This is a genomic window from Bradyrhizobium genosp. SA-3, from assembly GCF_004212635.1.
Lineage (GTDB): Bacteria > Pseudomonadota > Alphaproteobacteria > Rhizobiales > Xanthobacteraceae > Bradyrhizobium.
This window is the reverse complement of sequence record NZ_PSRT01000012.1, coordinates 28,781-54,111: the sequence shown is the minus strand read 5'-3', so window position 1 is coordinate 54,111 and position 25,331 is coordinate 28,781. Positions and strand designations below refer to the sequence as shown.

The window sequence follows — 25,331 nt, the reverse complement described above, 5'->3', positions numbered from 1 at the left end:
TTTATAAATTTCGTCTTTACTAAGCAATTTATATAGATTACTCGTTCGCCAACAACAACCGGCTTGGTGGGCGATCCGCGGCTATTCGGGTGCGGCCCTCTGCCTTGACGAGGAAGCCCGATGTCCGATTTTCCGGTGGTGGCGTTGCGCAGCGTCGAGATCGCGACGCCACGCCTTGGCGTCTCCGCCGACTTCTACACAAAGGTCTGGGGCCTCGATGTCGCGGCCGAAGCCGAGGGCACGGTCTATCTCGCCGCGACGGGCGCGGATTTCCACGTTGTCGAGCTCTCGCAGGGCGAGCGGACTGCGCTGTGCAAGGTCACTTTTCGCGTCCGCTCGCGCGACGATCTCGACCGCCTGTTCGCGCGCGCAGGCGAGGCGGACTGCGAGATCATCACGCCGCCCGGACCATCGCACGCGCCGTCGGGCGGCACGCACTTCGTGATCCGCGAGCCGCAGGGCTGCTGCATGGAGTTCGTCCACGGCGATCGCACCAAGACGGCGCGCATCGTGGCTGACCGTCCCGAGCGGCTCGCCCACGTCAACATCAACAGCGCCGACATAGAGAAGCTCTCGACGTTCTACCAGCAGGTGCTCGGCTTTCGCCTGACCGACCGCTCGAAGCTGATGGCGTTCCTGTGCTGCAACAGCGATCACCACGCCGTCGTGCTCGCGGAAGCACCAAGCAACGGTCTCAACCACGTCGCCTTTTTGATGCCGGATCTGGAGTCGGTGATGCGCGGCTCCGGCCGCATGATCGACCACGGCTTTCCGATCGGCTGGGGAGTCGGCCGGCACGGGCCCGGCGACAACGTGTTCGCCTATTTCATCGATCCGGACGGCGTCGTCATCGAATACACCGCCGAAGTCCTCCAGGTCGACGACAGCTATCGCGCGAAGGGACCGGCCGAATGGGTCTGGCCGCCGGGACGCAGCGACCAATGGGGCATTGCGCCGCCCAAGAGCGAGGCCTGCAAGACCGCGCAACTCTCCGTGCTCTTCGACACGGATCGCCGCGCATGACGATGTCCGCCACCACCACGGATTACGACGTGCTTGTCGTCGGCTTCGGACCGACCGGCGCCGTCGCCGCCGGCCTGCTCGGCCGTCTTGGCCATCGCACGCTCGTCGTCGATCGCCTCACCGACATCTACGACAAGCCACGTGCGATCGCGCTCGACCACGAGATCTTTCGTCACTTCGACAATATGGGATTGGCCGATGCGATCGCGACCCATGTCGAGCCCTTCACCGCCTCCGAGCATTTTGGCGTCGACGGCCAATTGATCCGGCGCGTCCACATGATCGAAAAGCCTTATCCGCTCGGCTACACGCCCAGCATGGTGTTCAGCCAGCCGCCGGTCGAGGCCGAGCTGCGCCGTCACGCCTTGAGCTTTGCCTGTGTCCGCGCCGAGCTCGGCGTCGAGCTGGTCGATCTCGTGCAGCGGACGGACCGTGTCGATGCGACGTTGAAGGACGCCGCCGGACGAACGCGGACGGTGACGGCGCGTTACGTGCTCGGCTGCGATGGCGCTTCGAGCACGGTGCGGCAGATCGCCGGCATCGTGCTTGAAGACCTGATCTTCGATGAGCCCTGGCTGGTGGTCGACGTCCGGGTCAATCAGGCCGCGCTCGCAAAGCTACCGCAAAACTCCGCGCAGTTCTGCAATCCGGCGCGCCCCGTCAGCTTCCTGATCGGCCCCAACAACCATCGCCGCTGGGAGATCATGCTGCTGCCGGGCGAAGACCCCAGGCAGATGGAGCGGCCGGAAAATGTGTGGAAGCTGCTCGCGCCGTGGCTCGCGCCGGAGGATGGCGAATTGTGGCGCGCGGCATCCTATCGTTTCCACGCCCTGGTGGCCGCCGATTGGCGCAACGACCGCATCATCATCACCGGCGATGCCGCGCATCAGCAGCCGCCGTTCATCGGCCAGGGCATGTGCCAGGGCCTGCGCGATGCGACCAACCTCGTCTGGAAGCTCGATTCCGTGCTGAGGGGCGTCTCGCCCGACGCCCTGCTCGACAGCTACACGGCCGAGCGCAAGCAACACGTGATCGAGCTGACCGGCAAGATCAAGACGATCGGCCAGTCGATCTGCGAGCGTGATCCGGCCGCCGCGCGACGCCGCGATGCGCAGATCCTGATTGCAGGCGGCGGCAAGCCGCTCGAAATCACGCGGCAGGAGATCATCCCGCCGCTCCGCACGGGCTTCCTGGCCGATCAGGATGGAGCCGCCCGCGGCAGCCTGTTTCCGCAGCCGCGGGTTCTGATCGATGGCGCGCCTTGCCTACTCGACAAGATCACCGGGCCCCGCTTGCGCGTGCTCATCGACGGCCGCCGCAGCGAGGCCCCCTCCCTCATGGCGCTCTGCGCCGCGCATCCGGAGTTGATCGCAACGACAATCGCGCCTGCCGGCGCCGGTCCATCCGGCGTGCTCGAAGAGACCGACGGCGTGCTGGCCGGCTGGTTCGACCGCCACGGCGTCGTCGCCGCGATCGTACGGCCCGATCATTACGTGTTCGGGGCGGCGCGCAACGCGGCCGAGCTCGGCAGTCTCTTGCGCGAGGTCACTTCGCGCCTGCACGGCCATCCCGATTCGGATTTCAAAATGGAGAAGACAGCATGAAACTCGCGACCGTTGCGATCGACGGACGGACGACCTGGGGCCTCGTCGAGGGCGACAATTTCCTCGATGTCGGCGCCGTGCTCGCCACCCGCTATGCCGATCTGAGGGCCGCCATCGCCGGTGCGCTCGCAGGCGTCGCGGACGCGAAGCCTAAGGCGGCCGCCACGCCGCTTGCGGGGCTGAGCTGGCTGCCGGTCGTTCCGAACCCGGACAAGATCCTGTGCGTCGGCCTGAACTACGAAACGCACCGGAAGGAGACCGGCCGCCCCGAGGTCGAGCACCCCACCATCTTCTCGCGTTATTCCAACAGTCAGACCGGGCATCTAAGGCCCATCATCCGGCCGCGTGTCTCGACCAATCTCGACTTCGAGGGCGAGCTTGCGGTCATCATCGGCAAGGGCGGGCGATACATCTCCCGCAGCGAAGCGATGGGTCACGTTGCCGGCTACTCCTGCTACAACGACGGCAGCATCCGCGATTTCCAGCGCCACACCCACCAGTTCACGCCGGGCAAGAATTTTCCCGATACCGGCGCGTTCGGCCCGTGGATGATGACGCCGGACGAGCTTGGCGAGCTCGGCGAGCTCAAGCTCACCACACGCCTCAACGGGCAGGTCGTGCAAGAAACGCAGATCAAGCACATGATCTTCGATATCCCGCGCCAGATCGAATATTGCTCGACCTTCACCCGGCTCGAGCCCGGCGACGTCATCGTCAGCGGCACGCCCGGCGGTGTCGGCGCCAAGCGCACCCCGCCGCTCTGGATGAAGCCCGGCGACGTCGTCGAGGTCGAGGTCGAGAAGCTCGCAATCCTGCGCAATCCGGTCGTCGACGAGGCGCAGTGAGCGATCCATTCCCTGGCGGCGGCGGCGAGGCCTGCTTCGTTCCGCCGCCAGGGCCGGCGCGCCTAGAGACGACATAAGCAAAAGCAGAGAGGGGAAACGTATGAGCAACACTGCCGAGGTCATCACCGGGGCGACCAGTCGCGCCGAGGCGGCGCCAATCACGCCGGCGTTCCGTAAGCTCGTGATCGCGTCCTCGCTCGGATCGGTGATCGAACACTATGATTTCTTCATCTATGCCTTCACCGCTCCCATCGTGTTCGACCGCTTCTTCTTTCCAAAGATGGATTCGACGGCGAGCATGCTGGCGGTCTACGCGACGTTTGCAGTCGGCTTCGTCGCCCGTCCGCTCGGCGGCATGGTGTTCGGCCATTACGGCGACCAGCTCGGCCGCAAGGCGATGCTGACGATCACCTTCGTGCTGATGGGTGTCGCGAGCTTCCTGATCGGCTGCCTGCCGAGCTACGATTCGATCGGGCTCCTGGCGCCGATCGCGCTGGTCACCTTGCGCCTCGTGCAGGGGTTTGCCTTCGGCGGCGAATACATGAACGCGGTGTCGCTGACGCTGGAGAATGCGCCGTCGGCAAGACGCGGCTTCTTCGCCTCCTTTGTCAATGCGTCCGGTCCGATCGGCGTGATCCTGGCATCCGGCTTCATCGCCTTGCTCGGCTTCGTCTCGACCCCGCAGGACTTTGCGCAATGGGTCTGGCGCGTGCCCTTCGTGCTCAGCCTCGTCCTGGTGGTGCTCGGCACCTACATCCGTCTCCAGGTCGACGAATCGACCCTTTTCAAGGCGGTTCAGGCCTCAGCCGCGCGGCCGAAGGCACCACTGCTCGACGTGGCGCGGTCGTGGAAGAAATCGGTGCTGTTCGGCTGCCTCGCCAATATGGCCCACAGCACGTTCCAATACATGAGCACGATCTTCGTGCTCGGCTATGCCGTCAAGACGCTCGGCATGGCGCAATCCAGCGTCACCTTCGGGACCATGGTCGCCAACGTGCTGGAAATGTGCATGGTGCCGCTGATCGCGGCCTATTCGGACCGCTTCGGCCGCCGCCCGTTCATCGCGATCGGCATCCTGCTGGCGGCGGCGTGGTACCCGATCTACTTCCAGCTCGTCGCGACCAAGGACCCGACACTGCTCGTCATGGGCCTGGTCGTCTCGATCGGAGTCATCCACGCGCTGATGTTCGCGCCGGAAGCAGCCTTCACGGCGGAGCAGTTTCCGACGGAGGTTCGCGTCAGCGGCTCCTCGCTCGGCAAGCAGCTCGGCATCATCCTCGGCGGCGGCATCGCGCCCCTGGTCGGCACCGCCCTGATGGGATCGAGCGGCAGCTTCACGCCAGTGATCCTCTATTTCGAGGCGATCGCGGCCTGCGCCTTCATCGGCATCCTGCTCGCCCCGGAAAATTCGAAACGCGCGCTATAGGTGGAGAGGGCGGCCGTCGGCTCGGGAGAGATTGCATCTCGCCAGCCTCCGCGTCTGATGCTTACGTTCCGTGGCGACGATTCGACAGCCGCCGGGGAACCGCATGGGACCGAGATACCTTGTTGCCGCTGCCTTGACGGCGCTCGTCCTCTTGACGGCACCCGCCGTCGGACAGCAGGGCACGCTCACGGCAAAACAATCCGAGGCGCTCGCCGCCTATGACCGCGCGCTCGCCGGCTTCAAGTCGGTACTGGCCGAGCGGCGGCGCCAGATCGAGGCGAAGCAGCCGCTGCCGAACCTGCCGGGACAGGCGCTGTATCTGGCGCGTGTCGCCGTCATCAGCACCTACAAGGATCTCACCGACGCCATGCCGTCGCGGATCGGCAGGCCCAACAAGTTCGAGATTCCTCCGGCCTATTTCGACGCCGACATCGAGCCTTTGATCGACGAATATTCGAAACTGTTCGACATCATGGAAGCGCCGCCCGCCGGCGCGCAGAACTCGGCGACGCCGTTCAAGGACGTCGTCGATCTCGCCGTCGCGATCGCGCGCGCCAAGGGACTTGCGCCACCTCACGCGCAAGCTGCGGGGCGCATCAGCCTCGGGCTGTTCTTCGCCGAGACCAACGGCAAGCAGAATGTTCGCAACGGACGCTCGAACACCTATATGGGCAGCTTCCAGACCGGCCCCTCCGAAGACCGCAACGGCCGACGGAAATGGGAGGCCATCAAGAGCGAGATCGCAGCGATCGATCCAGGGCTGAGCACGCGCGACGACAAGGAGGAGGCGCGGGCCCGCGGCACCGATCACCGCTTCAATCATTGGACCAATGTGCGCGACGGCCTGATGAACGCGCATGCCGATCTGTTCCGGGAGATCCCGGGGATCGTGAAGACGCTGCCCGACCCGATCGACCAGATGAAGCTATTCGAGCTGATCCAGATCGTGCCCACCCCGACCAGGTCCGCGCTCAAGTCGGGCGACCTCCTGAACTACAGGGTGTCCAGCCCCACGATCATGAAGCACCTGCGCAACAACAGCATCTTCGCGTTCGGGCAGGCCGACCGGGCGCGCACCTCCGCAAGCTTCCGCGAGATCCTTGCCGCGATGTGGCTGTTCAACCGGAAGTTCGAGCGCGCGATGGCGAAGTACGCGGAGATCAAGGCGCGCTGAGAGATCGGCGCGCCGCAACGTGGGTCATGCTATTCCGTCCGGATCGGCGAATCCTTCAGGCCGTTGTTGTCGTAGGCCTTGCGCAGCGTGTCGTTCGTCGTGGCGTCCGTCATGAACTTGGTGACGAACGCCAATGCCTGGCTGTGGCCTAGCGGGACGGCGACGGCGGTCACCGTCTTCTTGAACGTCTCGTCCAGCACACGCGTACCCGGAATCTTCTGCGCCATCTTGTTGAGCTGGTCGCGCGACAGCGCGAAGGCATCGATCTCGCCGCTCTTGAGGAGGCCGAAGATCTCGTCATAGGTCTGATAGCCCGTGACCTTCGCGTTCTTCAGATGCGCGATGGCGCCGCGCATGGTGGTGGTGGCGTTGACGGCCGCGACCTTGACGCCCGCCTGGTCGAGCGTGGCGAAATTGGTGATGTTCGAACCGGGCTTGACGATGTAGGTGGCGTCGGCGACCTCGTAGATCGGGCCGAACATCATCTTGGTCTCGCGCTCGGGATCCTTGGGAAGCCAGGTGACGTCCCATGTGCCTTTCGAGGCGGCTTCGGTGATCTGGCCGGAATTCTGATGCACGACATATTCGACGGGCACGCCGAGTTGCGCCGCCAACTCCTTGCCGAGATCGACGGGAACGCCGGCATAGCCGGCCTCGGCCTTGGTCGACCAGAACGCACCGCCCGCCGGGCTGATCGCGATCGCGACCCGCAGCTTGCCGGTCGGCGCGATCTCGTCCGTTAGGCCATCAGCTAGCGCGGGCATGGCGACCGCCGCTGCGAGAACGAGGCCGGCAAGGGCCGACTGGAGCGACGTGGGCATGTCATGGTCTCCTCACCTATTCTTCTTCCGATGCATCACGTCGGTCACATGGCCTTTGACACAATTCTGGTCGATCGTGCGCTCAGTGAAAAGCCATTTGTCATGATAAACTTGTCAAAGGCCACGCCGCCGTTTGCAGTGCAAGGCCGCTGACCGCCATGGCTATGGTGTTCCACGGACGGGCATTTGTTGGTAGCCTGCCGCACCGACAGACAGCAACCCGGGGGCCACCGAATGACACGCGCGAATCCCGCATCTCCCGCACGATGTAAGGAAGCGTGGAGACATGTCGGGCGGGCCTTGGCAACGGCAACCGCCGTGATCGCGCTCGCCGGCTGCGAGGACAAGAACACCTTCGTGGCGCCGCCGCCGCCCAAGGTGGACGTGGCGATGCCGGTGCAGCGCGCCGTGACGCGCTATGTCGAGGCGACAGGCAACACCGCGCCGATCAAGAGCGTCGATCTCGTCGCGCGCGTGCAGGGCTTTCTGCAATCGATCGACTATCAGGACGGCACCTTCGTCAAGCAGGGCACCCAGCTCTTCACCATCGAGCCGGAGACCTACAAGCTAAAGGTCGAGCAGGCGAAGGCCGCGGAGGTCGGCGCGCAGGCCACGGTCAAGCAGGCCGAAGCCGATTACAAGCGCCAGGTCGAGCTCGTGCAGCGCCAGGCGGTCTCGCAGTCCACGCTCGACACCTCGACATCCACCCGCGACAACGCTCAGGCCAGTCTGCAGCAGGCCCAGGTCAATACCAGGCTCGCCGAGGTCAATTACAGCTATACCAGGGTGACGGCGCCGTTCGACGGCATCGTCAGCGCGCATCTGGTCTCGGTCGGCGAGCTCGTCGGCGTCTCCTCTCCGACCCAGCTCGCGCAGATCGTCGCGCTGGACCCGATCTGGGTGAACTTCACGGTCAACGAGCAGGATGTGCTGCGCATCCGCGCCGAAGCGGCCCGCCGCGGGCTGACCGTCGCCGACCTCAAACAGTTGCCGATCCAGGTGGGCCTCCAGACCGAGACCGGCTATCCGCATGAGGGCCATCTCGACTACGTCTCGCCGACCCTCAACCAATCGACCGGAACGCTCGCGGTGCGCGGCCTCGTCCCCAACGACAAGCGGGTGCTGCTGCCCGGCTACTTCGTCCGCGTCCGCGTGCCCTTCGACCAGGAGAAGAGCGCCCTGCTCGTCCCCGACACCGCGCTCGGCAGCGACCAGGGCGGCCGCTATCTGCTGGTGGTCAACAGTGACAATTTCGTCGAACAGCGCAAGGTGCAGATCGGCCCCGTCGACAGTGGCTTGCGCGTGATCGAGAGCGGCCTAAAGCCGGACGACCGGGTGGTGATCGCAGGATTGCTGCGGGTGATTCCGGGCCAGAAGATCGACCCGCAAGTGACGAAGATCGAGCAGCCGCAGGCCTCTGCCAAGTAGGAGCGCCGGCCATGATCTCAAAATTCTTCATCGAGCGGCCGGTCCTCTCGAACGTCATCGCGCTGCTGATGATCCTGATCGGCGGCGTCGCACTGTTCAATCTCGCGATCGCGCAATATCCTGATGTGGTGCCGCCGACCGTGCAGGTCACCACGCGCTATCCCGGCGCGAGCGCCAAGACCGTGATCGACACCGTGGCGTTGCCGATCGAGCAGCAGGTCAACGGCGTCGAGGACATGCTCTACATGCAGTCCTACAGCGGCTCCGACGGCACCTATACGCTGACCGTGACCTTCAAGATCGGCACCGACCTCAATTTCGCGCAGGTGCTGGTGCAGAACCGCGTCTCCAGCGCGCTGTCGCAATTGCCGCAGGCGGTGCAGAACCAGGGCGTCACCGTGCAGAAGCGGTCGACCTCGATCCTGCTGTTCGTGACGCTGACCTCGCCCGACGCGAAGTACGACAGCCTGTATTTGAGCAATTACGCCACCATCAATATCCGCGACGAGCTCTCCCGCCTGCCCGGCGTCGGCAACGTCACCGTGTTCGGCGCCGGCCAATATTCGATGCGGGTCTGGCTCGACCCGAACAAGCTGCAGGTCCGTGACCTGGTGCCGCAGGACGTCATCAACGCAATCCAGCAGCAGAGCCAGCAGGTCTCCGCCGGCCAGGTCGGCGCGCCGCCGACTCCGCCGGGCCAGGCGTTCCAGTACACGCTCAACGTCAACGGACGGCTCGACGACAGCAGCCAGTTCGAGAACATCATCGTCAAGACGGGCACGAGCGGCGACGTCACGCGGGTGCGCGACGTCGGCTGGGTCGAACTGGGCGCGCAGACCTATAGCCAGATCTTCTCGCTCAACAAGCAGCCGGCCGTCGGCATCGGCGTGTTCCAGTCGCCAGGCGCGAACGCGCTCCAGGTCGAGCAGGCCGTCGAGAAGAAGATGGCGGAGCTCGCCAAGCGCTTCCCCGAAGGCATCAAATACGACACGCCGTTCGACACCACCAAGTTCGTGGAAGCCTCGGTACACGAGGTCTACATGACGCTGATCGAGGCTGGCCTTTTGGTGCTGGTCGTGATCCTTGTGTTCCTGCAGGACTGGCGCGCTATGCTGGTGCCGGCGACGACCGTGCCGGTGACCATCATCGGCGCGTTCGCCGCCATGGCGGCGCTCGGCTTCACCATCAACATGTCGACGCTGTTCGCGATCGTGCTGGCGATCGGCATCGTGGTCGACGACGCCATCGTGGTGGTCGAAGGCGCCGCCCACAACATCGAGCAGGGCATGAACGGCCACGACGCCGCGATCAGGGCGATGGACCAGCTGTTCGCGCCGATCGTCGGCATCACCCTGGTGCTGATCTCGGTGTTTTTGCCGGCCTCGTTCCTCGCAGGACTGACCGGGCGCATCTATTCGCAATTCGCGCTGGTGATCGCCGCGACCGCGCTTCTGTCCGCCATCAACGCGGCGACCTTGAAGCCGACGCAGTGTGCGCTCTGGCTGCGGCCGGCGGTGCCGCCAGAGCAGCGCAATTTCTTCTACCGCGGCTTCAACGCCGTCTATAACCGGCTCGAGCGCGGCTACACGCGGCTGATCGGCTTCCTGGTCAGGCACGCCACGGTCTCGGTCGCGGTGGCGCTGGTCCTGATCGGGATCGGCGGCTACGGCCTGTCGCGGGTGCCGACCGGCTTCCTGCCGATCGAGGACCAGGGCTATCTGATCGCCGCCGTGCAGCTGCCCGACGGCGCCGCGCTGGAGCGGACCCAGACGGTGCTCGACAGAGCGAGCGAGCTGATCAAGGACACCCCTGGCGTCCAGCAGGTCATCACCATCGCCGGCATCTCCGCGCTCGACAACAGCGCGAGCCTTGCCAATGCCGGCGTTGCCTACATCATCCTGAAGGATTGGGAGGCGCGCAAAGGACCCGGCGAGGATCTGCGCTCGCTGGTATACGGGCTCAACGACAAGCTCGCGACCATCATGGAAGCGCGCACCATCGTCTTGCCGCCGCCGCCGATCCAGGGCATCGGCAACGCCGCCGGCTTCTCGATGCAGGTCGAGCTGCGCGACGGCAACAGCGATTTCGCCAAGCTTCAGGCGATCACCGGCGCGATGGTCAGCAATGGCCAGAGCCAGAGCGCGCTGCAGCGCGTACAGTCCTCGTTCCGCTCGTCGGTGCCGCAATTCAACGTCGAGATCGACCGCGTCAAGACCCAGACGCTCCACGTCACCACCGATCAGGTGTTCTCGGCGCTATCGACCTATCTGGGCTCATCCTACGTCAACCAGTTCAACAAGTTCGGCCGCGTGTTCCAGGTCTACACCCAGGCCGATCCGGCCTTCCGCGTCACCGAGCGCGACATCGCCAACATGCAGGTGCGCAACTCGAACGGCGACATGATCCCGATCGGCACCGTCGCCAAGATCACGCCGGCCACCGGCCCGTCGCTGATCAGCCTCTACAACCTCTATCCATCCTCGACCGTCATCGGCCTGCCGGCGCAGGGTTATTCCTCCGGCCAGTCCCTGAAACTGATGGAAGAGATCGCGGACAAGACGCTGCCGCCGGGCACCGGCTATGAATGGACCGCGATGTCCTATCAGGAGAAGGCAGTCTCCAACCAGATCTACTGGGTGTTCGGCCTCGCCATGCTGCTGGTCTATCTCGTGCTCGCCGGCCAGTATGAGAGCTGGTACGCGCCGATCTCGGTGATCCTCGCGGTGCCGCTGTCGCTGCTCGGGCCGATGCTGATCCTGAGCGGGCTCAAGATCGACAACAACCTCTATTGCCAGATCGGCTTGATCCTGCTCATCGCGCTGTCGGCCAAGAACGCGATACTGATCGTCGAGGTCGGACTCGAGCTGCACGGCCGCGACGGCAAGCCGCTTCTCGATTCCGCGATCGAGGCGGCGCGCGCCCGCTTCCGTCCGATCCTGATGACGTCGTTCGCCTTCATCCTCGGCGTGGTGCCCCTGGTGCTCGCCACCGGCGCCGGCGCCAGCGCGCGCAAGTCGATCGGCATCACCGTGTTCTCGGGCATGCTGGCCTCGACCTGCCTCGCGGTGCTGTTCGTGCCGGCCTTCTTCGTGGTGGTGCAGCGCTTCGAGAACTGGCGCGCGTCGAAGAAGGCGCCGAAGGCGAAGGTGGCGGAGGTGAAGACCTGAGAGTGTCGGTAGGATCAGCGGCGCGGCGTTCTCGGTGGAACCTCTCCCGCTTGCGGGAGAGGTCGGCGCGTAGCGCCGGGTGAGAGCTCTCTCCTCTGGGGGAGTGTCCAATGTGGAGACACCCTCTCCCCAACCCTCTCCCGCAAGCGGGAGAGGGAGCGCACCGTCGTCTAAGCCTTCTCCGCTGGTGCCTGTCGCGCCTCGCCGCTCGAGACCAGCAGCACGGATACCTTCGACTGCCTCAGCACTGCGGCGGCGACGCCGCCGAAGGAGAGATGGTCGGCCTGGATCCGGTCGACGCCCATGACCACGAGGTCGACGTCGGTGGTGTCGATCTCGCGCAGGATCGCCGCCTCCGGCGCCCGGTTCACGCGCAGCGTCGTGGTGATGTCGACGTCGTAGCGGGCGGCGAGATCGCTGGTGTCCTTGAGGATGCCCGTCTCCTGGCTCAGTCCGCGAGAGGTGCCGCGCTGCGCGCCCTTGTCGCGCGTCGTCGTCACATAGATCACCCGGAGCGAGCCTGAGCCGGCCTGCGCCAGCGCCACCGCGACCTCGGCGCCGCGCTTGGAGACGCCGCTGCCGGAGACCGGAACGAGAATGTTGAGCGCGTCGGGCACCGGCTGCTTCAGGTGCCTGCCCTTGGCCACCACGATCGCGAGCGGCCCCTCGAACTCGGCGGCGATGTCCTCGATCTTCCGGTCGAAGCGATCCTTGGCGGCAGCGACCTTGTCGATGCCGACGACGAGAAGGTCAAAGCCTTTGCGCGCTTCGTCGGCAATGGTCTCGCCGAGCTCCGCGCGCCTGGTCCGGGTGACGACATCGACGCTGCCGGCTTCGCCGCCACCATTGGCGGACACGGTTGCGGCCGCCTTCTTCACCACGGCTTCGTGGCTGTCGTCCTCGCCCTTGTCCTGCACCCTGGCGCGCTCGCCGATGTGCAGCACGGTGATCGGCAGGCCGCGCATGCCGGCAATCACGCCCGCGACATGCGCGGCGAAGGTGGCGTTGACGCTCTCGTCCACCGCGAGCAAGGGACGTTCGAGATTGGCGATGAAGCCGCGCTTCTCGAATTCTTCCCGCTCCAGCCGCTCCTTCTCCTCCTCGTTCACAGGCAGCTTTGCCAGTGCCGCGCGTAGCATCGGCGGCATCGCCATCGTGGTCAGGATCGCCATGGTCACGATCATGGTGAACAGGTTCTGGCTGAGCACGCCGATGGAGAGGCCGATGGTGGCGATGATCACCTCGGTCGAGCCGCGCGCGTTCATGCCGCTGGCGAGCGCCAGCGATTCCCTCGCATTCAGCCCGCCCAGGGTGCCGCCGACGAACGCGCCGCCGAACTTGCCGACGCTGGCGATCACGACCAGCAGGCCGGTGAGCATCAGGAGATTGGGATCGCGAAGCACCGAAAGGTCGGCGCTGAGGCCGGCGAGGCCGAAAAACACCGGCATGAAGAAGCTCGAGATCAGGCCGCGCAGGCGCTCGTCGATCTGCCGCGTCAGGATCGGGGACTCCCCGACCAGGATGCCGGCGACGAAGGCACCTAGCACGGTGTGGACGCCGATCAGATGCGTGATCATAGCCATGACGCTCATCAACAGCAGGATCACCGTGATGACCGCCGCCGCGCTGACGAGGTTGTCGTTGGCCCAGCGGATCAGCTGGAACACCAGGCGACGGCCAATGGTGAAGCTGACGGCCAGGAAGGCGAACGTTCCCAGCATGGCCTTGGCCACGGAGGCGATATCGAGCGTGCCGTGTGAGGCCAGGCTGAAGATGACGGCGATGATGATCCAGCCGATGGTGTCGTCGATGACGGCGGTCGCGACGATGATCTGCCCGACATTGCGGCGCATGAAGTTCATCTCGCGCACGACCACGGCGACGATCTTCACCGAGGAGATCGACAGTGCCGTGCCCATGAACAGCGAGGCCACGAGGCGCGCGTGCGGATCGGGCAGCAGCGCATCCGGCAGGAACTCGCCGAGCGCAAAGCCGAAGGCGAAGGGCACGAGGATGCCGGCAATCGAGATCGCGATCGCCGCCCTGCCGACCCTCCGCACCAGCTTGAGGTCGGTCTCCATGCCGGTCAGCAGCAGCAGCAGGAGAATGCCGAACTGGGCGATGCCGTCGATCATCGCCTTCTGCTCGGGCGTCTTCGGGAAGATCGCATGCTGCGCCTCGGGCCAGATCCAGCCGAACAGCGACGGCCCCAGGATGATGCCGGCGAGCAGTTCGCCCATCACCGAGGGCTGGCCGATGCGCTGCATGATCTCGCCGAGACCGCGGCCGACCCCGATCAGCAAGACGATCTGCGCCACCAGGAGGAATTCGGACGGGCCGGCCGATTTGCCGCCCTCAGCACTCGCCGCAATGGTGGTGAGGACAAGCGCCGCGGGGACAAGGCCGACCGGTCGGAGCAGGCTCCACTGCATGCGGGTGTCATTCCCCCTTCATCTGCCCGGCGAAGCGCCGGGGCGACAGGGGTAGAACCCGCGGGAGGCGGAGGGAGTTCCGGCTTTCCGCTGCCGGGGCCTTGGGGGTGCTTCAACAAAAAATGCGAAAACAACCCCATGCACAGTAGAACGGCGTTGTGCGCGCTGAGGTTTTCCGGCCGCACCGGCATTTGACACGTCGGGCAAAACACCGGCAGAATGGCATCATCGGCAGGCGCTACGCGACATGCCGCCACATCCCCCGTCATTGCGACTGTTCTCCGTCATTGCGAGCCAACGGGTCCGCGCGAAGCGCGGCCCGATGACAGGCTCCGCGAAGCAATCCAGAGTCCCTCCGCGGGATGATTCTGGATTGCTTCGTCGCAAGAGCTCCTCGCAATGACGAAGTCGAGACAGCCGTGCGCATCTCTCTCGTCATTCCGGGGCGTCGCGTAGCGACGAGCCCGGAATCCATTTGTCCGCAATCTCTGCCGCTTGATGGATTCAGGGTTCGCGCTTTCGCGCGCCCCGGAATGACGGAGCCTTCACGCCGCCTGAGGCGTCCGGATCTCGCGCGGCAGGATCAGCGCGGCGGCGATCGCGAGCAGGCAGAGGGCGGCGAAGGCGTGCAGCATGGTGACGAAGCCGCCCTGCTCGTAGAGCCAGGCGACCAGACCGACCGAGGCACCGGCCGCGGTGAAACCGACGAAATAGCGCACGGCATAGGCGCGCGAGCGCCACTCTTCGGTGGTGTACTTGCCGACCATGGCGTCGTTCACCGTGACCTGCCCGAACGCGCCCATGACGATGCCGATCGAAACCACGATCAGCGGCAGATTGGACAGGCTTGCGGCCAGATACAGGAACGGCGCCAGCATGAAGGACAGCGGCAGTGCCACCGTCTTCAGCGAATAGCGGTCGAGCAGCCGGCCGATCGTGTACTGCGTCATCGCGCCGAACACGTAGACACCGGCCGCGATGACGCCGAGCAGCGCCGGGCTCTTGGTCAGGTCCGCGAGCCGCTCCGCGAACAGTTTCGGCAGCGCCACGGTGACGGCGTTGAAGGTGGTGGAGATCGCGATCACGACGATCAGGAGCGACAGCGCCACGCGCCACATGTCCTGCTTGGCGACGCGCGCCTGCGCCGCTGCCTGCTTGGAGCCCTTGCGGTCCTCATGGACGACGGTGAGCGCGAACGCGACACCGATCAGGATGGTGACGACACCGGGAACGATGAAGGCGAAGCGCCAGCCGAGATATTGGCCGATCACGCCGGTGACCAGCGCCGAGGAGGCAACGCCGAGATTGCCCCAGACGCCGTTGAGCCCCATCTCGCGGCCGAGCTTGTCGGCATAGGACACGATCATCGCGGTGCCGACCGGATGATAGATCGAGGCAAACATGCCGATCGCGAGCAGCGCCGCGCCGAGCTGCGCCGGGGTCCGCACGAAGCCGACCGCGATCATGGAGGCGCCGATGCCGACGAAGAAGATCAGCATCATGTGGCGGCGGCTCCAGCGATCCCCGAGCCAGCCGGTCAGCAGCGAGCCCGCGCCGAACGCGACGAAGCCCGGCGTCGCGTAAGGCAAGAGTTCCGAATAGGCCATGCCGAGCGCCGGCCCCATGATGATGACAGCGGCGGCAAAGATCAGCATCGAATAGTGGTCGATGAAATGGCCGGCATTGACGAAACTGATGACCCGGCTGGGGCTGTTCATACGAATCCTCTCCTGCTCCGAAATGAGTTATATGTCGCAGGCCAGACGGGATGCTGCCAATGACTGTCGTCGAAACGCCAATTCTCCGGGAGGTCCGGGGCAACCACCGCTCGACCGCGGGCGTGCACCTGGTCGCGCGCGACTATCCCAAGGGGTTGCGGATCGACCCGCACTTGCACCGCGAGGCGCAGCTGATCTATGCCGCCAAGGGCACCATGCAGGTGACGACGCCCGGAGGGCGCTGGCTGGTGCCGCCGGACCGCGCGGTCTGGGTGCCCGTCGGGCTCGAGCATGCCATCGACCTGCTCGCCGACATCGAGATGCGCACGCTGTATTTCGACTTGCCCTGGCTGAAGCGCGAGCAGCAATATGAGGGACTGACCAAGGAGTTCGTGGTCCGGGTGTCGCCGCTGCTGCACCAGGCGATCCTGGCGCTGTTCGATGCCCGCAGTACCGAGGCGCGGACCGAGCTACTGGTTCGTCTCGTGATGCTGGAATTGCACCAGGCCGAGGATTCCACGACCCTCGTGCCGCTGCCGCGCGAAGTGCGCTGCCGCCGCGCCGCGATGATCGTGCTCGACGATCCCACCGGCCTGCACGACATCGACACGCTGGCGCGCGCGGTCGGAACCTCCGCCCGCACGCTGTCGCGGCTGTTCTCCACGGAAACGCAGCTGAGCTTCAAGAGCTGGTGCCAGCGCGCAAGGATTGCGGCGGCGATCCAGCGGCTATCGACGGATGCGAACGTGTCGGTGAAGCAGCTCGCGACATCGCTGGGCTATGCCAGTGTGCCGGCGTTCTCGGCGGCGTTTCGGCAGGTGACGGGGCGGACGCCGACGGAGTTTGCGGGGAAGGTGTAGCTCCATGTCATCGCTGGCGAAAGCGGCTGTCGCCAGGCCGCAAGACGTCGTAGGGTGGGCAAAGCGAAGCGTGCCCACCACTTCCCGAGATCAAGGAGATATGGTGGGCACGGCGCAAGTGCGCCTTTGCCCACCCTACGGCAGCAGCGTGCTGGATAGCGGCCGGCGGGGGCATGACAGTCTCGGTGTTGGCGCGCAGCCCAACTAAAGATGCCGCATTCCCCTGCTTGATTGTGATCGGCTTCCGCCTAAATCCCATGTAAGCTTCCGCATCGCACAAACCGGAATCGAAAAGTCCAGATGGCCAACGCCTTCTTCTCCGACCTGCTCGCCACCATCTCCGAGCGCGGCCGCACGCTGCTTCGCCGCGGCGACGGCTCGGACACCAAACCAGACGCCGCCGGGCTGATGGCGCTTTGCGACGCGCTGCTCTCGGGCCGGGGCGAAGCCTCGGGCACCGCGATGGCGCGGGAGGTACTCGACCTCTACCAGGAGCTGGATGCGGCCGGACGCCGCGCTTTCTTCGAGGCGCTGGTGCGCGATTTCGGCCCCGATCGCGAGCGGCTGTCCAAGGCGATCGAGAAATGGCGCGCCCAGCCCACCGACGAGGACGCGAGCTCGCTGCATTTCGCTTCCGAGCCGCGGCGGCAGGAGCTGATCCGCCGCCTCAACCGCGCGCCGGGCGGCACCGGCGACCTCGTCAGCATGCGCGCCGATCTGCTCGGCATGATGAACGGGCACACCGATCTCGCCGCGCTTGATCGCGACGTCTCGCATCTTCTCTCTTCGTGGTTCAACAGGGGGTTTCTCGTGCTGCGCAGGATCGACTGGTCGACCCCGGCCAACATCCTCGAAAAGATCATCCGATACGAAGCCGTGCATGAGATCTCTGACTGGGACGATCTGCGCCGCCGCATCGATCCGGTCGACCGCCGCTGCTACGCCTTCTTCCACCCCGCGATGGTCGACGAGCCCCTGATCTTCGTCGAGGTGGCGCTGACCGAGACCATCCCCGGTGCGATCGCGCCGCTGCTCGCGATCGACCGCCAGCATCTGCCGATCGAGCGTGCCCGCACCGCGGTGTTCTATTCGATCTCCAACACCCAGCGTGGCCTTGGCGGCATCTCGTTCGGCAGCTTCCTGATTAAGCAGGTGGTCGAGGAGCTCCGCCGCGAGCTGCCGAAGCTCGACACTTTCGTGACGCTGTCACCGGTGCCGGGCTTCATGCAATGGGTGAAGCAGGACAAGGACCTGCCGCTGTCGGACGAGGACCGCGAGACGCTGAAGCGTCTCGACGATCCCAAATGGTTCGAGAACCCTGAGACGACCACGCTGCTCCGCAGCTTGCTGGAGCCGCTCGCAGCGTACTATTTCCTGAAAGCACGCACGCCGAAGGGCAAGCTGATCGATTCCGTCGCCCGCTTCCATCTCGGCAACGGCGCGCGGCTGGAGCGCATCAACTGGTTAGGGGACCTCTCGCCGAAGGGCATGCGCGAATCCGCCGGCGTCATGGTCAACTACCTCTACCGCCTCGACGACATCGAGAAGAACCACGAAGCCTACGCCAACGACGGCGAGGTCGTGGCGTCGGGTGCAGTGAAGAAGCTGCTGAAGGGCGAAGGACGGCGGCTGCTGGATATGCGGTTGTCGTAGCCCGCTGTCGTAGCCCGGATGGAGCGCAAGCGTAATCCGGGACTTTAGCTCAACGATACGCGTCCCCGAATTTCGCTTCGCTCCATCCGGAGCCGTGCCATCTATTTGACACGACAGCGGGCTGTCCCCCATGGAAGCGGGGCGGTGGGCGGGCTGCGGCCAGAGGCGGGGCCGCCGCGCCGTCTATGTTTCGTCATCGTCATCCTCGTCGCCCTGTTCGTCATCGTCAGAATCAACAGCCATAGCTTCGATGTAGTCGCGGCGAACTGCTCGTAGTGTGCGACCTGACGCCGGATCAGTGAGGAAGAACCACCACCCCCCGGTCTTCTTTCCATAGATCGCTGTTGCGGCCTCCCTGGCGTTCGCAAAAGCCTCGCCGTCCACTTCTACACGCCCGTCCGCTAACAACGTAGCAACACGATGGCTGAATTTCTTGCGCTTTGGAATTAATGACATTCCTGGCTGCAGAAGACCCGCGTTGATGAGGTCTGTGGGTTCTACCTTTCTTCCCGGTCGTCGCCGAGTTACGGCAAAGCCGGAGCGGTGATCGGGGGGTACCGCCCAAATCTCCGCGAGGATTAGTACGAGTTCTTGCGAACGCCGACTGATTGAATCGTCGTTCCACTCCGCTCCTGCTTCTTTCAACAAGGTCCGATTTAGGAGGAGCACGTCATGCGCCTCAAGTCCTGCCCGCTTGCTGTTCGTTCCGCACCAAGGACCGTTGGATACCGTTGAGTTCAACTTGCCGGTCAGGAGAGTAAGATTGCCTAGCGTATGTATAAGTCTATCGCGCTCCTGCTCGTCGGAGCCCTGTGTCGGCCAGTGCTGCTGCCATTTTCGCGGCATCACATGCTCAATCGCCAGCCTCCCGCGAGCTACGCGTTCCCCTCCGAGGCCTTGCTTACCATCTCGCCAACCGCGCAAATGATCCTCAATCGCTTCAAGAACCATCCGAAGGCGTCCCCGCCGTAGACGGCGGTAAGCTTGGAGATCAGTAATTTCCTGCTCTAGCTCAGCATCGTCCGGCCAATACCGGCTCTCTGCGGTTTGTCCTGCGAGAAAGGCTTGAATTCTATCGCCTACGGTCGCTCTATCCCAACCGCGAAGCTGCCCAACGAGCTCCGCAATTAGCTGATTATAACCTTTGGCTGTGGCGCGCACGAGCGCTCTGCGAACCATCCAACTTTCGATCACATCCAATGCTTTATCTAGCTGGATCGCCGGAACAGGAGGACTTTGTGGATCAAGGAGGGCCAGTACCAGAGGTTTTATTACCTCGCTCTCAAGAACGCTTGTTCGATATCCAAACAAGCCAAGTTGATCTATTGAGCCCCCTTCTCTCGCAGCAGCCTCAATGAAGTTGCGGTAAACACCAGCGGCTGCGTGGATTTGTTTAAGCAGGTCCTGCATAGGCAGGCGCGCATCGTGGTCCACGAAGCGCTTGAAGCGGTCGAACACCTCCCTCGCAACTACTTCTTCGCCCGTCTGCGCTACGATCCAATGGTTCAAAAAAACAGATGATCGCGGATAGCGAAACCGCCCAACACTTATCTCGACTTCCCAGAAACCCGTCTCGAATTCCTTCCAATACTTCTGATAGGCATCCTCAACATCAGCTCCAGATTCGAGAAGACGCTGAAAGATGAGGTTCTTAATCAAGTCGGCAGCGGTAAACTGAGCACCACGCGCGTTCAGAGTCTCGAAAATCTCTTGAGCATTCTCGTCAGCCGCGAGATCGATTACAACCAATTGAATCAATTCGCGCACTGAGCGTTCTATTGCGGCCGCCCGCGGTTGCACCATCGCAGGACCCTTTTCATTGAGCCATGCGCGCGATTGCTCACAAAAAATAATGAGCCTGTGTCATTCGTTCGTTGCGAAATTTGAGTTGCTCATGATCAACAGGAGGAGTTGCGCCCATCACTTCGTTGAAAGCCGGCCTGTCCCGATTGGTCGGCCAAACATTAAAACGATCCTCTGGCTTCGCGCAGAATGGCTCAGCATTGGTCACAAGCGGCTCGATACGTGCTGCAGAAGGCAACGCTTGGGCTGCGGTCAATTCAGCACTAAGCGCATCGAGCAATAGCTGGAGCGTTGTTAACCTTTGCTGACCGTCAATGATTGTGCGCTGCTGCATCAAACCCGCTTGGTTCGGCATTTGTTGTAGCACAACGGCACCAAGGAAGTGAGGCTGGTGCTTATCGGTCGGATGGGCAAGCACGCGCTCCGCAACACGTTGCACGTCCTCCCAAAGTGGCTCCCATTGGGTTTCTTGATTCCAAACATAAGGTCTTTGAAACAGAGGTACGACTAGCCGTTGCGGCTGCATAAACACCATCTGCGGTGTCCGAACTTGCGTTTCCATGCCCTAATTCCCCAACCTGCGGCTTTGTCAAAACGGAAGGGTTGTAACTTACGGGCGGATGAAGTTCGTTGGCAACCTGCCGATAGTCACGCCGACATTTATCAACCGTTCCGATGCAGTCCCAAGCAGCATGATCAGCGCAGCAAACCATCGAACTTGCTCGGTAACTGCGTGGCGTTGATCCCGGCTGCGATTCGGCTCCGAGCAACGGGCGTCAGTCCAAATTCGGCTGCATACCTCACAACATCGGCTGCGTGCTTGCGCACGATCGTGACCAACGGATTCATAGCCGCGTCGCCATATCTGCTCTTGATGATCAGACCGTTCATGACCGGATCTTTGGCCTGCATCTTCGCCAGCGCTTCAGAAGCCATGCGCCATTGCCCGAAGGCGTGGCAATAGGCGGCGAGCGCGGGAACATAGACTCGGGTCAGCAGGCCGAGCCTGTAAAGTTCAGGCGCGGAGACGGGCTATCCAGCGTTCCAGAGACCAGCGTTGAAGAGCTCGTCTTGGCTACGTCCGCCGCGGCGTACTGGATGCCCCGGTCAAGCCAGGGCATGACAGCGATGGGGGTGGTGAGGTCGAGCCTCATACTCCGTTGTCGTCCCGGCGAAGGCCGGGACCCATAACCACAGGATTGAGTTTGGCGAAGACTCGGAGTTGCGAGCTCGCGCCATAACTTCTCCCTGGGGTTATGGGTCCCGGCCTTCGCCGGGACGACACTGAGTTTGGGGCACACAGCGTTCCCCCCTACTCCGCCAGCGCCCTCATCTCATTGTAGAGATCCGACTTGCCCTCGAACCCGATGCCGGGAAGGTCGGGCATGGTGATGTGGCCGTTCTCGACGCGGACACCATCGGGGAAGCCGCCATAGGGCTGGAACAGGTCGGGGTAGCTTTCGTTGCCGCCTAGGCCCAGGCCGGCGGCGATGTTGAGCGACATCTGGTGGCCGCCGTGGGGGATGCAGCGGCTGGGCGACCAGCCGTAGGTCTTCAGCACCTCCAGCGTGCGCTGGTATTCGCACAGGCCGTAGGACAGCGCGCAGTCGAATTGCAGCCAATCGCGGTCGGGGCGCATGCCGCCGTAGCGGATCAGGTTGCGGGCGTCCTGGTGGCTGAACAGGTTTTCGCCGGTTGCCATCGGGCCCGGATAAAACTCGGCGAGCGCGGCTTGCAGCGCGTAATCGAGGGGATCGCCGACCTCCTCGTACCAGAACAAGGGATAATCGCGCAGCATTTTTGCGTAGGCGATGCCGGTCTCGAGGTTGAAGCGGCCATTGGCGTCGACGGCGAGCTGCGCGTCCTTGCCGATCTCCTTTAGCACCGCCTCGATGCGGGTGCGGTCCTCCTCGATCGGGGCGCCGCCGATCTTCATCTTCACGACGTTGTAGCCGCGGTCGAGATAGCCGCGCATCTCGTCGCGCAGCATCGAGAGATCCTTGCCGGGATAATAATAGCGCCGGCGGCATAGACGAACACGCGCGGATTGGCGGTCACGCCGTGCCTCTCCGCGAGCAGGCGGAACAGCGGCTTGCCCGCGATCTTCGCCACCGCGTCCCACACCGCCATGTCGATGGTGCCGACCGCGACCGAGCGCTCGCCATGGCCGCCCGGCTTCTCGTTGGTCATCATCGCGGCCCAGACCTTGTCGGGGTCGAGATTGTCGCCGGCGACATTGAGCAGCGAGTTCGGATCAGCTTCGAGAATGCGCGCGGCAAAGCGCTCGCGGATCAGGCCGCCCTGCCCATAGCGGCCGTTGGAGTTGAAGCCGTAACCGACGACGCGCTTGCCGTCGCGCACCACATCCGTGACGACGGCGACCAGGCTCGTCGTCATCTTGGTGAAGTCGATATAGGCGTTGCGGATCGGCGAGGAGATCGGTTTTGTAATTTCGCGGACGTCGACGATGCGGACGGACATGGGGGTGGCCTTTCACTTTCGTCATTGCGAGCGAAGCGAAGCAATCCAGGCTGCTACCCGCGGAAAGACTCTGGATTGCTTCGTCGCAAGGGCTCCTCGCAATGACGAGGAGAGAGCGGTGCGCGCTCAGTTCGAACTACTTCTTATCCCTGAAATACGGCTCGACCGGACCGTGCACCTTGATGGTCAGCGGGTTGCCATAGCGGTCCTTGGCGTTGCCGGCGGTGACGCGGACCCAGCCTTCGCTGATGCAGTATTCCTCGACATTGGTCTTCTCGATGCCCTTGAAGCGGATGCCGACGTCGCGCGCCAGGATGTCCGCGTTGTAATAGGGGCTGTTCGGATCGACCGACAGGCGGTCCGGAAATTCGTCGCTCATGATTGTCTCGCTCACAGCAGCGTTTCGATTTGATTGCGCAATCCTTCGGGCCGCGCGGTCGGCGCGTAGCGCGCGACCACCTTGCCGGCACGGTCCACCAGGAATTTGGTGAAATTCCATTTGATGGAGGCGCCCAAGAGGCCGGATTGCTGCCGTTTCAGGTACTCATACAGAGGGTGTGCGTTGGCGCCGTTGACGTCGATCTTCTCGAACAGCGGGAAGGTGACGTCATAGTTGGTCGAACAGAACGCCTGGATCTCGTCCGCCTGTCCCGGCTCCTGCGCGCCGAACTGGTTGCAGGGAAAGCCGAGCACCGAGAAGCCGCGCGGCGACAGATCGCGATAGAGATCCTCCAGCCCGCGATATTGCGGCGTGAAGCCGCATTTGCTCGCGGTGTTGACGATCAGCAGCACCTGTCCCTCGAAACGGCGCATCGGCACTTCCTCGCCGGCAAGCGAGTTGGCCTTGAAGTCGTAGATGGCGGTCATCGCTAGCCCACGGGATCGATCGGCGACGGCGGCACGCCGCCGGCCTCGATCGCTTCGCCCGCGAGCAGGCACAGATCCTCGCGATAGCGGCCGGAGACGATGTGCACGCCGACCGGCGCCTTGCCGACGAGACCGGTGGAGACGACGAGGCCGGGCAAGCCCATGAAGGGAATGGCGATCTGCGGCAGCTGCGCCTCCCAGACGCGCTGGAAAGACTCGTCGTCCTTGCGGTCGAGATGATCGGGGAACGGCAGCTCGCCGGAGACCGGCGTCAGCAGCACGGCATATTTTTCGAAGAACAGCATCCAGTCGCGGGTCAACGTGGCTCTTCGGGTCAGCGCCTTCGCGTAATTCGCTTGGTCCATCGGCGCGACCCTGCTGCGGTTGCCGCGCAGGCACGCCAGCGCGCCGGGATCGCCCTCGCGCTCGGCCATCTCGAGCTGCGCCTCGTAGCCGTCGCCGAGCCAGAGTTTGATCTGCCACTCGACCGCTTCGCGCATCGGCGGCGTGTCCGCGATGACGTCGACGGTCCAGCCCGCGCGCTCCAGCCGCTTGCCGGCATCGCTCACCGCCGCCTTCACCTCCGGCGTGGTGGCAAGGCCGCCCGGATTGAGGCAGAGCGCGGCGCGCTTCGGCCGTGCGGGACCTTCCAGCGGCACCGGCACGAACCAGGGATCGCGGATGTCGCGGGCCGACATCGCGGCGAGCGAGATGCGCAAGTCGTTGACGGTGCGCGCCAGCGGGCCAGAGACCGCCATGATCTGCGGCCCGATCGGGCGCTCCGGCAGCGCGGGATTGAAAGCGGGAATGCGGCCGAGCGTCGGGCGCAGGCCGTGCACGCCGCAGGCATAGGCGGGATAGCGGATCGAGCCGGCGATGTCGGTGCCGTGCGCGATGTGGCCGATGCCGGCCGCGACCGCCGAGCCGGCGCCGCCGGAGGAGCCGCCCGGCGTCAGCGAAGCGTCGCGGGGATTCTTGGTGTCGCCATGGATCAGATTGGTGGTGAACCAGCGGTAGGAGAAGGCCGGGCAATTGGTGCGGCCGAGCAGGATGGCGCCGGCTTTGCGGAAATTGGCGACCACCGGATTGTCCTCGCGCGCGATGACGTCGCGCTGGAGTTTCAGGCCGTTGGTGGTGGCAAAGCCCTCCTGGTCGACATTGGCCTTGATGGTGACGGGCACGCCCGCGAGCACGCCGGGGTCCTCGCCCCGCGCGATGGCGGCATCGACGACGTCAGCCTGCTTGAGCACGTCGTCCGGCCGGTGGTCGATCACCGCGTTGAGCGCGGGATTGACGGCGTCCAGGCGGGCGAGACCGGCCTTGGCGGCCTCCCTGGCGGACACCTTTTTGGACTTGACGAGGGCGGCGAGGTCGGCGGCCGACAGGCGCCAGAGATCTTGCATGGCTTGCTCCGTATGACCGCCGTCTTTTAGCGCCGGGACCGCGGCAAAGCCATGCGGATTTCGCAGGGGCGAAGGGCGGGTTTGGTGCCGGATGGTGCCTCATTCTCCGTCATTGCGAGGAGCCCTTGCGACGAAGCAATCCAGACTGCCTCCGCCGAGGGATTCTGGATTGCTTCGCTACACTCGCAATGACGGTGGAGGGAGCTGCGCGCCCCTTACCCGTCCGCGGGCCTCAATGCCGCGTCGCGGACTGGTCCGGCATGTCCAGGAGCGCCTCGGTGAAGGGAAACTCCAGCACGATTTCCCCGTCGTCGTCGGTCACCTCGATCACGGCCTCGAGCAGAGCCGGCTGGGCGCCCTCCGACTTCACCACCTCCAGGATCATCTGGCGGGCGACCTCCCAGGCGCGATCGGGGTTGCGCAGATCCTCGCCGTCGGGATCCACGATCAGTTCGTCGCCGATGCGGGTGTTGAAGAAATATCTGGGCATCACGAAAGATCCAGTTTGGGTCGCCTGTAGCCGATTGGAAGCCGTTCTATACTCACAACTGCTTTATCCCGACAGGGATCACGACCTATCGGCGTTTTTTGCGTCTGTCAGTCGCTGATCTTGTGGCCGCAATACG

18 protein-coding genes and 2 pseudogenes are annotated in these 25,331 nt (G+C 64.2%); 9 read left to right on the top strand and 11 right to left on the bottom strand.

Features of this window, described 5'->3' with window-relative positions:
- The first annotated feature begins 120 nt into the window (after positions 1 to 120).
- From CWO91_RS05860 to CWO91_RS05840, 5 genes are all read left to right on the top strand, one after another.
- Positions 121 to 1,023 carry a VOC family protein gene (locus CWO91_RS05860; protein WP_130212618.1) on the top strand — a complete coding sequence of 301 codons (903 nt, stop codon included), beginning with the start codon at positions 121 to 123 and terminating at the stop codon, positions 1,021 to 1,023.
- On the top strand, positions 1,020 to 2,627 hold the full coding sequence (locus CWO91_RS05855; protein ID WP_130212617.1) for a bifunctional 3-(3-hydroxy-phenyl)propionate/3-hydroxycinnamic acid hydroxylase: 1,608 nt from the start codon (positions 1,020 to 1,022) through the stop codon (positions 2,625 to 2,627). The genes CWO91_RS05860 and CWO91_RS05855 overlap by 4 nt, the downstream gene beginning before the upstream one ends.
- Positions 2,624 to 3,472, top strand: coding sequence for a fumarylacetoacetate hydrolase family protein (locus CWO91_RS05850; protein WP_130212616.1), 849 nt, complete (start codon positions 2,624 to 2,626; stop codon positions 3,470 to 3,472). The genes CWO91_RS05855 and CWO91_RS05850 overlap by 4 nt, the downstream gene beginning before the upstream one ends.
- 100 nt (positions 3,473 to 3,572) lie before the next feature.
- Positions 3,573 to 4,898 carry an MFS transporter gene (locus CWO91_RS05845; RefSeq protein ID WP_130212615.1) on the top strand — a complete coding sequence of 442 codons (1,326 nt, stop codon included), beginning with the start codon at positions 3,573 to 3,575 and terminating at the stop codon, positions 4,896 to 4,898.
- 103 nt (positions 4,899 to 5,001) lie between these two features.
- Positions 5,002 to 6,072 carry a hypothetical protein gene (locus tag CWO91_RS05840; RefSeq protein WP_130212614.1) on the top strand — a complete coding sequence of 357 codons (1,071 nt, stop codon included), beginning with the start codon at positions 5,002 to 5,004 and terminating at the stop codon, positions 6,070 to 6,072.
- Between the two features lie 29 nt (positions 6,073 to 6,101).
- On the opposite strand, the gene CWO91_RS05835 is transcribed toward CWO91_RS05840, so the two are convergent.
- Complete coding sequence (locus CWO91_RS05835; protein ID WP_130212613.1) at positions 6,102 to 6,893, bottom strand: ABC transporter substrate-binding protein; 792 nt, start codon at positions 6,891 to 6,893, stop codon at positions 6,102 to 6,104.
- A 234-nt stretch (positions 6,894 to 7,127) separates the two neighbouring features.
- Between CWO91_RS05835 and CWO91_RS05830 the strand changes: the two genes are divergently transcribed.
- Positions 7,128 to 8,321: an efflux RND transporter periplasmic adaptor subunit gene (locus tag CWO91_RS05830; protein WP_130212612.1), complete on the top strand. Its 1,194-nt coding sequence runs from the start codon at positions 7,128 to 7,130 to the stop codon at positions 8,319 to 8,321.
- An 11-nt stretch (positions 8,322 to 8,332) separates the two neighbouring features.
- Positions 8,333 to 11,488 (top strand): efflux RND transporter permease subunit, encoded by a 3,156-nt coding sequence (locus CWO91_RS05825; RefSeq protein WP_130212611.1) that lies wholly within the window; start codon positions 8,333 to 8,335, stop codon positions 11,486 to 11,488.
- Positions 11,489 to 11,658: 170 nt separating this feature from the next.
- Here the strand turns inward: CWO91_RS05825 and CWO91_RS05815 are convergent, their stop codons facing one another.
- Positions 11,659 to 13,920: a cation:proton antiporter domain-containing protein gene (locus tag CWO91_RS05815; protein ID WP_130212610.1), complete on the bottom strand. Its 2,262-nt coding sequence runs from the start codon at positions 13,918 to 13,920 to the stop codon at positions 11,659 to 11,661.
- Between the two features lie 545 nt (positions 13,921 to 14,465).
- On the bottom strand, positions 14,466 to 15,638 hold the full coding sequence (locus CWO91_RS05810; protein ID WP_130212609.1) for an MFS transporter: 1,173 nt from the start codon (positions 15,636 to 15,638) through the stop codon (positions 14,466 to 14,468).
- A gap of 59 nt (positions 15,639 to 15,697) precedes the next feature.
- Here CWO91_RS05810 and CWO91_RS05805 point away from each other — a divergent pair, with 59 nt between their 5' ends.
- Together CWO91_RS05805 and CWO91_RS05800 are read left to right on the top strand one after the other, a co-directional pair.
- Positions 15,698 to 16,498, top strand: a complete 801-nt coding sequence (locus CWO91_RS05805) for an AraC family transcriptional regulator (protein ID WP_165405247.1) — start codon at positions 15,698 to 15,700, stop codon at positions 16,496 to 16,498.
- A gap of 300 nt (positions 16,499 to 16,798) precedes the next feature.
- Positions 16,799 to 18,151, top strand: coding sequence for a malonyl-CoA decarboxylase (locus CWO91_RS05800; RefSeq protein ID WP_130212607.1), 1,353 nt, complete (start codon positions 16,799 to 16,801; stop codon positions 18,149 to 18,151).
- 183 nt (positions 18,152 to 18,334) lie between these two features.
- On the opposite strand, the gene CWO91_RS05795 is transcribed toward CWO91_RS05800, so the two are convergent.
- The 8 genes and pseudogenes from CWO91_RS05795 to CWO91_RS05755 form a co-directional block, all read right to left on the bottom strand.
- Positions 18,335 to 19,918, bottom strand: a complete 1,584-nt coding sequence (locus tag CWO91_RS05795) for a GmrSD restriction endonuclease domain-containing protein (RefSeq protein WP_165405246.1) — start codon at positions 19,916 to 19,918, stop codon at positions 18,335 to 18,337.
- Between the two features lie 73 nt (positions 19,919 to 19,991).
- Positions 19,992 to 20,516 carry a DUF262 domain-containing protein gene (locus CWO91_RS05790; protein WP_130212605.1) on the bottom strand — a complete coding sequence of 175 codons (525 nt, stop codon included), beginning with the start codon at positions 20,514 to 20,516 and terminating at the stop codon, positions 19,992 to 19,994.
- 134 nt (positions 20,517 to 20,650) lie between these two features.
- A pseudogene (locus tag CWO91_RS05785) lies at positions 20,651 to 20,965 on the bottom strand (P27 family phage terminase small subunit); the annotation flags it as partial.
- 301 nt (positions 20,966 to 21,266) lie between these two features.
- A pseudogene (tarD, locus tag CWO91_RS05775) lies at positions 21,267 to 22,435 on the bottom strand (D(-)-tartrate dehydratase).
- Between the two features lie 136 nt (positions 22,436 to 22,571).
- Positions 22,572 to 22,814 (bottom strand): DUF3297 family protein, encoded by a 243-nt coding sequence (locus CWO91_RS05770; RefSeq protein WP_035730878.1) that lies wholly within the window; start codon positions 22,812 to 22,814, stop codon positions 22,572 to 22,574.
- 11 nt (positions 22,815 to 22,825) lie between these two features.
- Positions 22,826 to 23,302, bottom strand: coding sequence for a glutathione peroxidase (locus CWO91_RS05765; RefSeq protein WP_130212603.1), 477 nt, complete (start codon positions 23,300 to 23,302; stop codon positions 22,826 to 22,828).
- Between the two features lie 2 nt (positions 23,303 to 23,304).
- Positions 23,305 to 24,705 (bottom strand): amidase family protein, encoded by a 1,401-nt coding sequence (locus CWO91_RS05760; protein ID WP_130212602.1) that lies wholly within the window; start codon positions 24,703 to 24,705, stop codon positions 23,305 to 23,307.
- A 232-nt stretch (positions 24,706 to 24,937) separates the two neighbouring features.
- Positions 24,938 to 25,195 (bottom strand): DUF6894 family protein, encoded by a 258-nt coding sequence (locus CWO91_RS05755; protein WP_124162551.1) that lies wholly within the window; start codon positions 25,193 to 25,195, stop codon positions 24,938 to 24,940.
- Between the last annotated feature and the right edge of the window lie 136 nt (positions 25,196 to 25,331).

Excerpts from the sequence above, each read along its gene's own strand:
- CWO91_RS05860 (WP_130212618.1), top strand. The coding sequence starts at position 121 with ATGTCCGATTTTCCGGTGGTGGCGTTGCGCAGCGTCGAGATCGCGACG.
- CWO91_RS05855 (WP_130212617.1), top strand. The coding sequence starts at position 1,020 with ATGACGATGTCCGCCACCACCACGGATTACGACGTGCTTGTCGTCGGC.
- CWO91_RS05850 (WP_130212616.1), top strand. The coding sequence starts at position 2,624 with ATGAAACTCGCGACCGTTGCGATCGACGGACGGACGACCTGGGGCCTC.
- CWO91_RS05845 (WP_130212615.1), top strand. The coding sequence starts at position 3,573 with ATGAGCAACACTGCCGAGGTCATCACCGGGGCGACCAGTCGCGCCGAG.
- CWO91_RS05840 (WP_130212614.1), top strand. The coding sequence starts at position 5,002 with ATGGGACCGAGATACCTTGTTGCCGCTGCCTTGACGGCGCTCGTCCTC.
- CWO91_RS05835 (WP_130212613.1), bottom strand. The coding sequence starts at position 6,893 with ATGCCCACGTCGCTCCAGTCGGCCCTTGCCGGCCTCGTTCTCGCAGCG.
- CWO91_RS05830 (WP_130212612.1), top strand. The coding sequence starts at position 7,128 with ATGACACGCGCGAATCCCGCATCTCCCGCACGATGTAAGGAAGCGTGG.
- CWO91_RS05825 (WP_130212611.1), top strand. The coding sequence starts at position 8,333 with ATGATCTCAAAATTCTTCATCGAGCGGCCGGTCCTCTCGAACGTCATC.
- CWO91_RS05815 (WP_130212610.1), bottom strand. The coding sequence starts at position 13,920 with ATGCAGTGGAGCCTGCTCCGACCGGTCGGCCTTGTCCCCGCGGCGCTT.
- CWO91_RS05810 (WP_130212609.1), bottom strand. The coding sequence starts at position 15,638 with ATGAACAGCCCCAGCCGGGTCATCAGTTTCGTCAATGCCGGCCATTTC.
- CWO91_RS05805 (WP_165405247.1), top strand. The coding sequence starts at position 15,698 with ATGACTGTCGTCGAAACGCCAATTCTCCGGGAGGTCCGGGGCAACCAC.
- CWO91_RS05800 (WP_130212607.1), top strand. The coding sequence starts at position 16,799 with ATGGCCAACGCCTTCTTCTCCGACCTGCTCGCCACCATCTCCGAGCGC.
- CWO91_RS05790 (WP_130212605.1), bottom strand. The coding sequence starts at position 20,516 with ATGGAAACGCAAGTTCGGACACCGCAGATGGTGTTTATGCAGCCGCAA.
- CWO91_RS05770 (WP_035730878.1), bottom strand. The coding sequence starts at position 22,814 with ATGAGCGACGAATTTCCGGACCGCCTGTCGGTCGATCCGAACAGCCCC.
- CWO91_RS05765 (WP_130212603.1), bottom strand. The coding sequence starts at position 23,302 with ATGACCGCCATCTACGACTTCAAGGCCAACTCGCTTGCCGGCGAGGAA.
- CWO91_RS05760 (WP_130212602.1), bottom strand. The coding sequence starts at position 24,705 with ATGCAAGATCTCTGGCGCCTGTCGGCCGCCGACCTCGCCGCCCTCGTC.
- CWO91_RS05755 (WP_124162551.1), bottom strand. The coding sequence starts at position 25,195 with ATGCCCAGATATTTCTTCAACACCCGCATCGGCGACGAACTGATCGTG.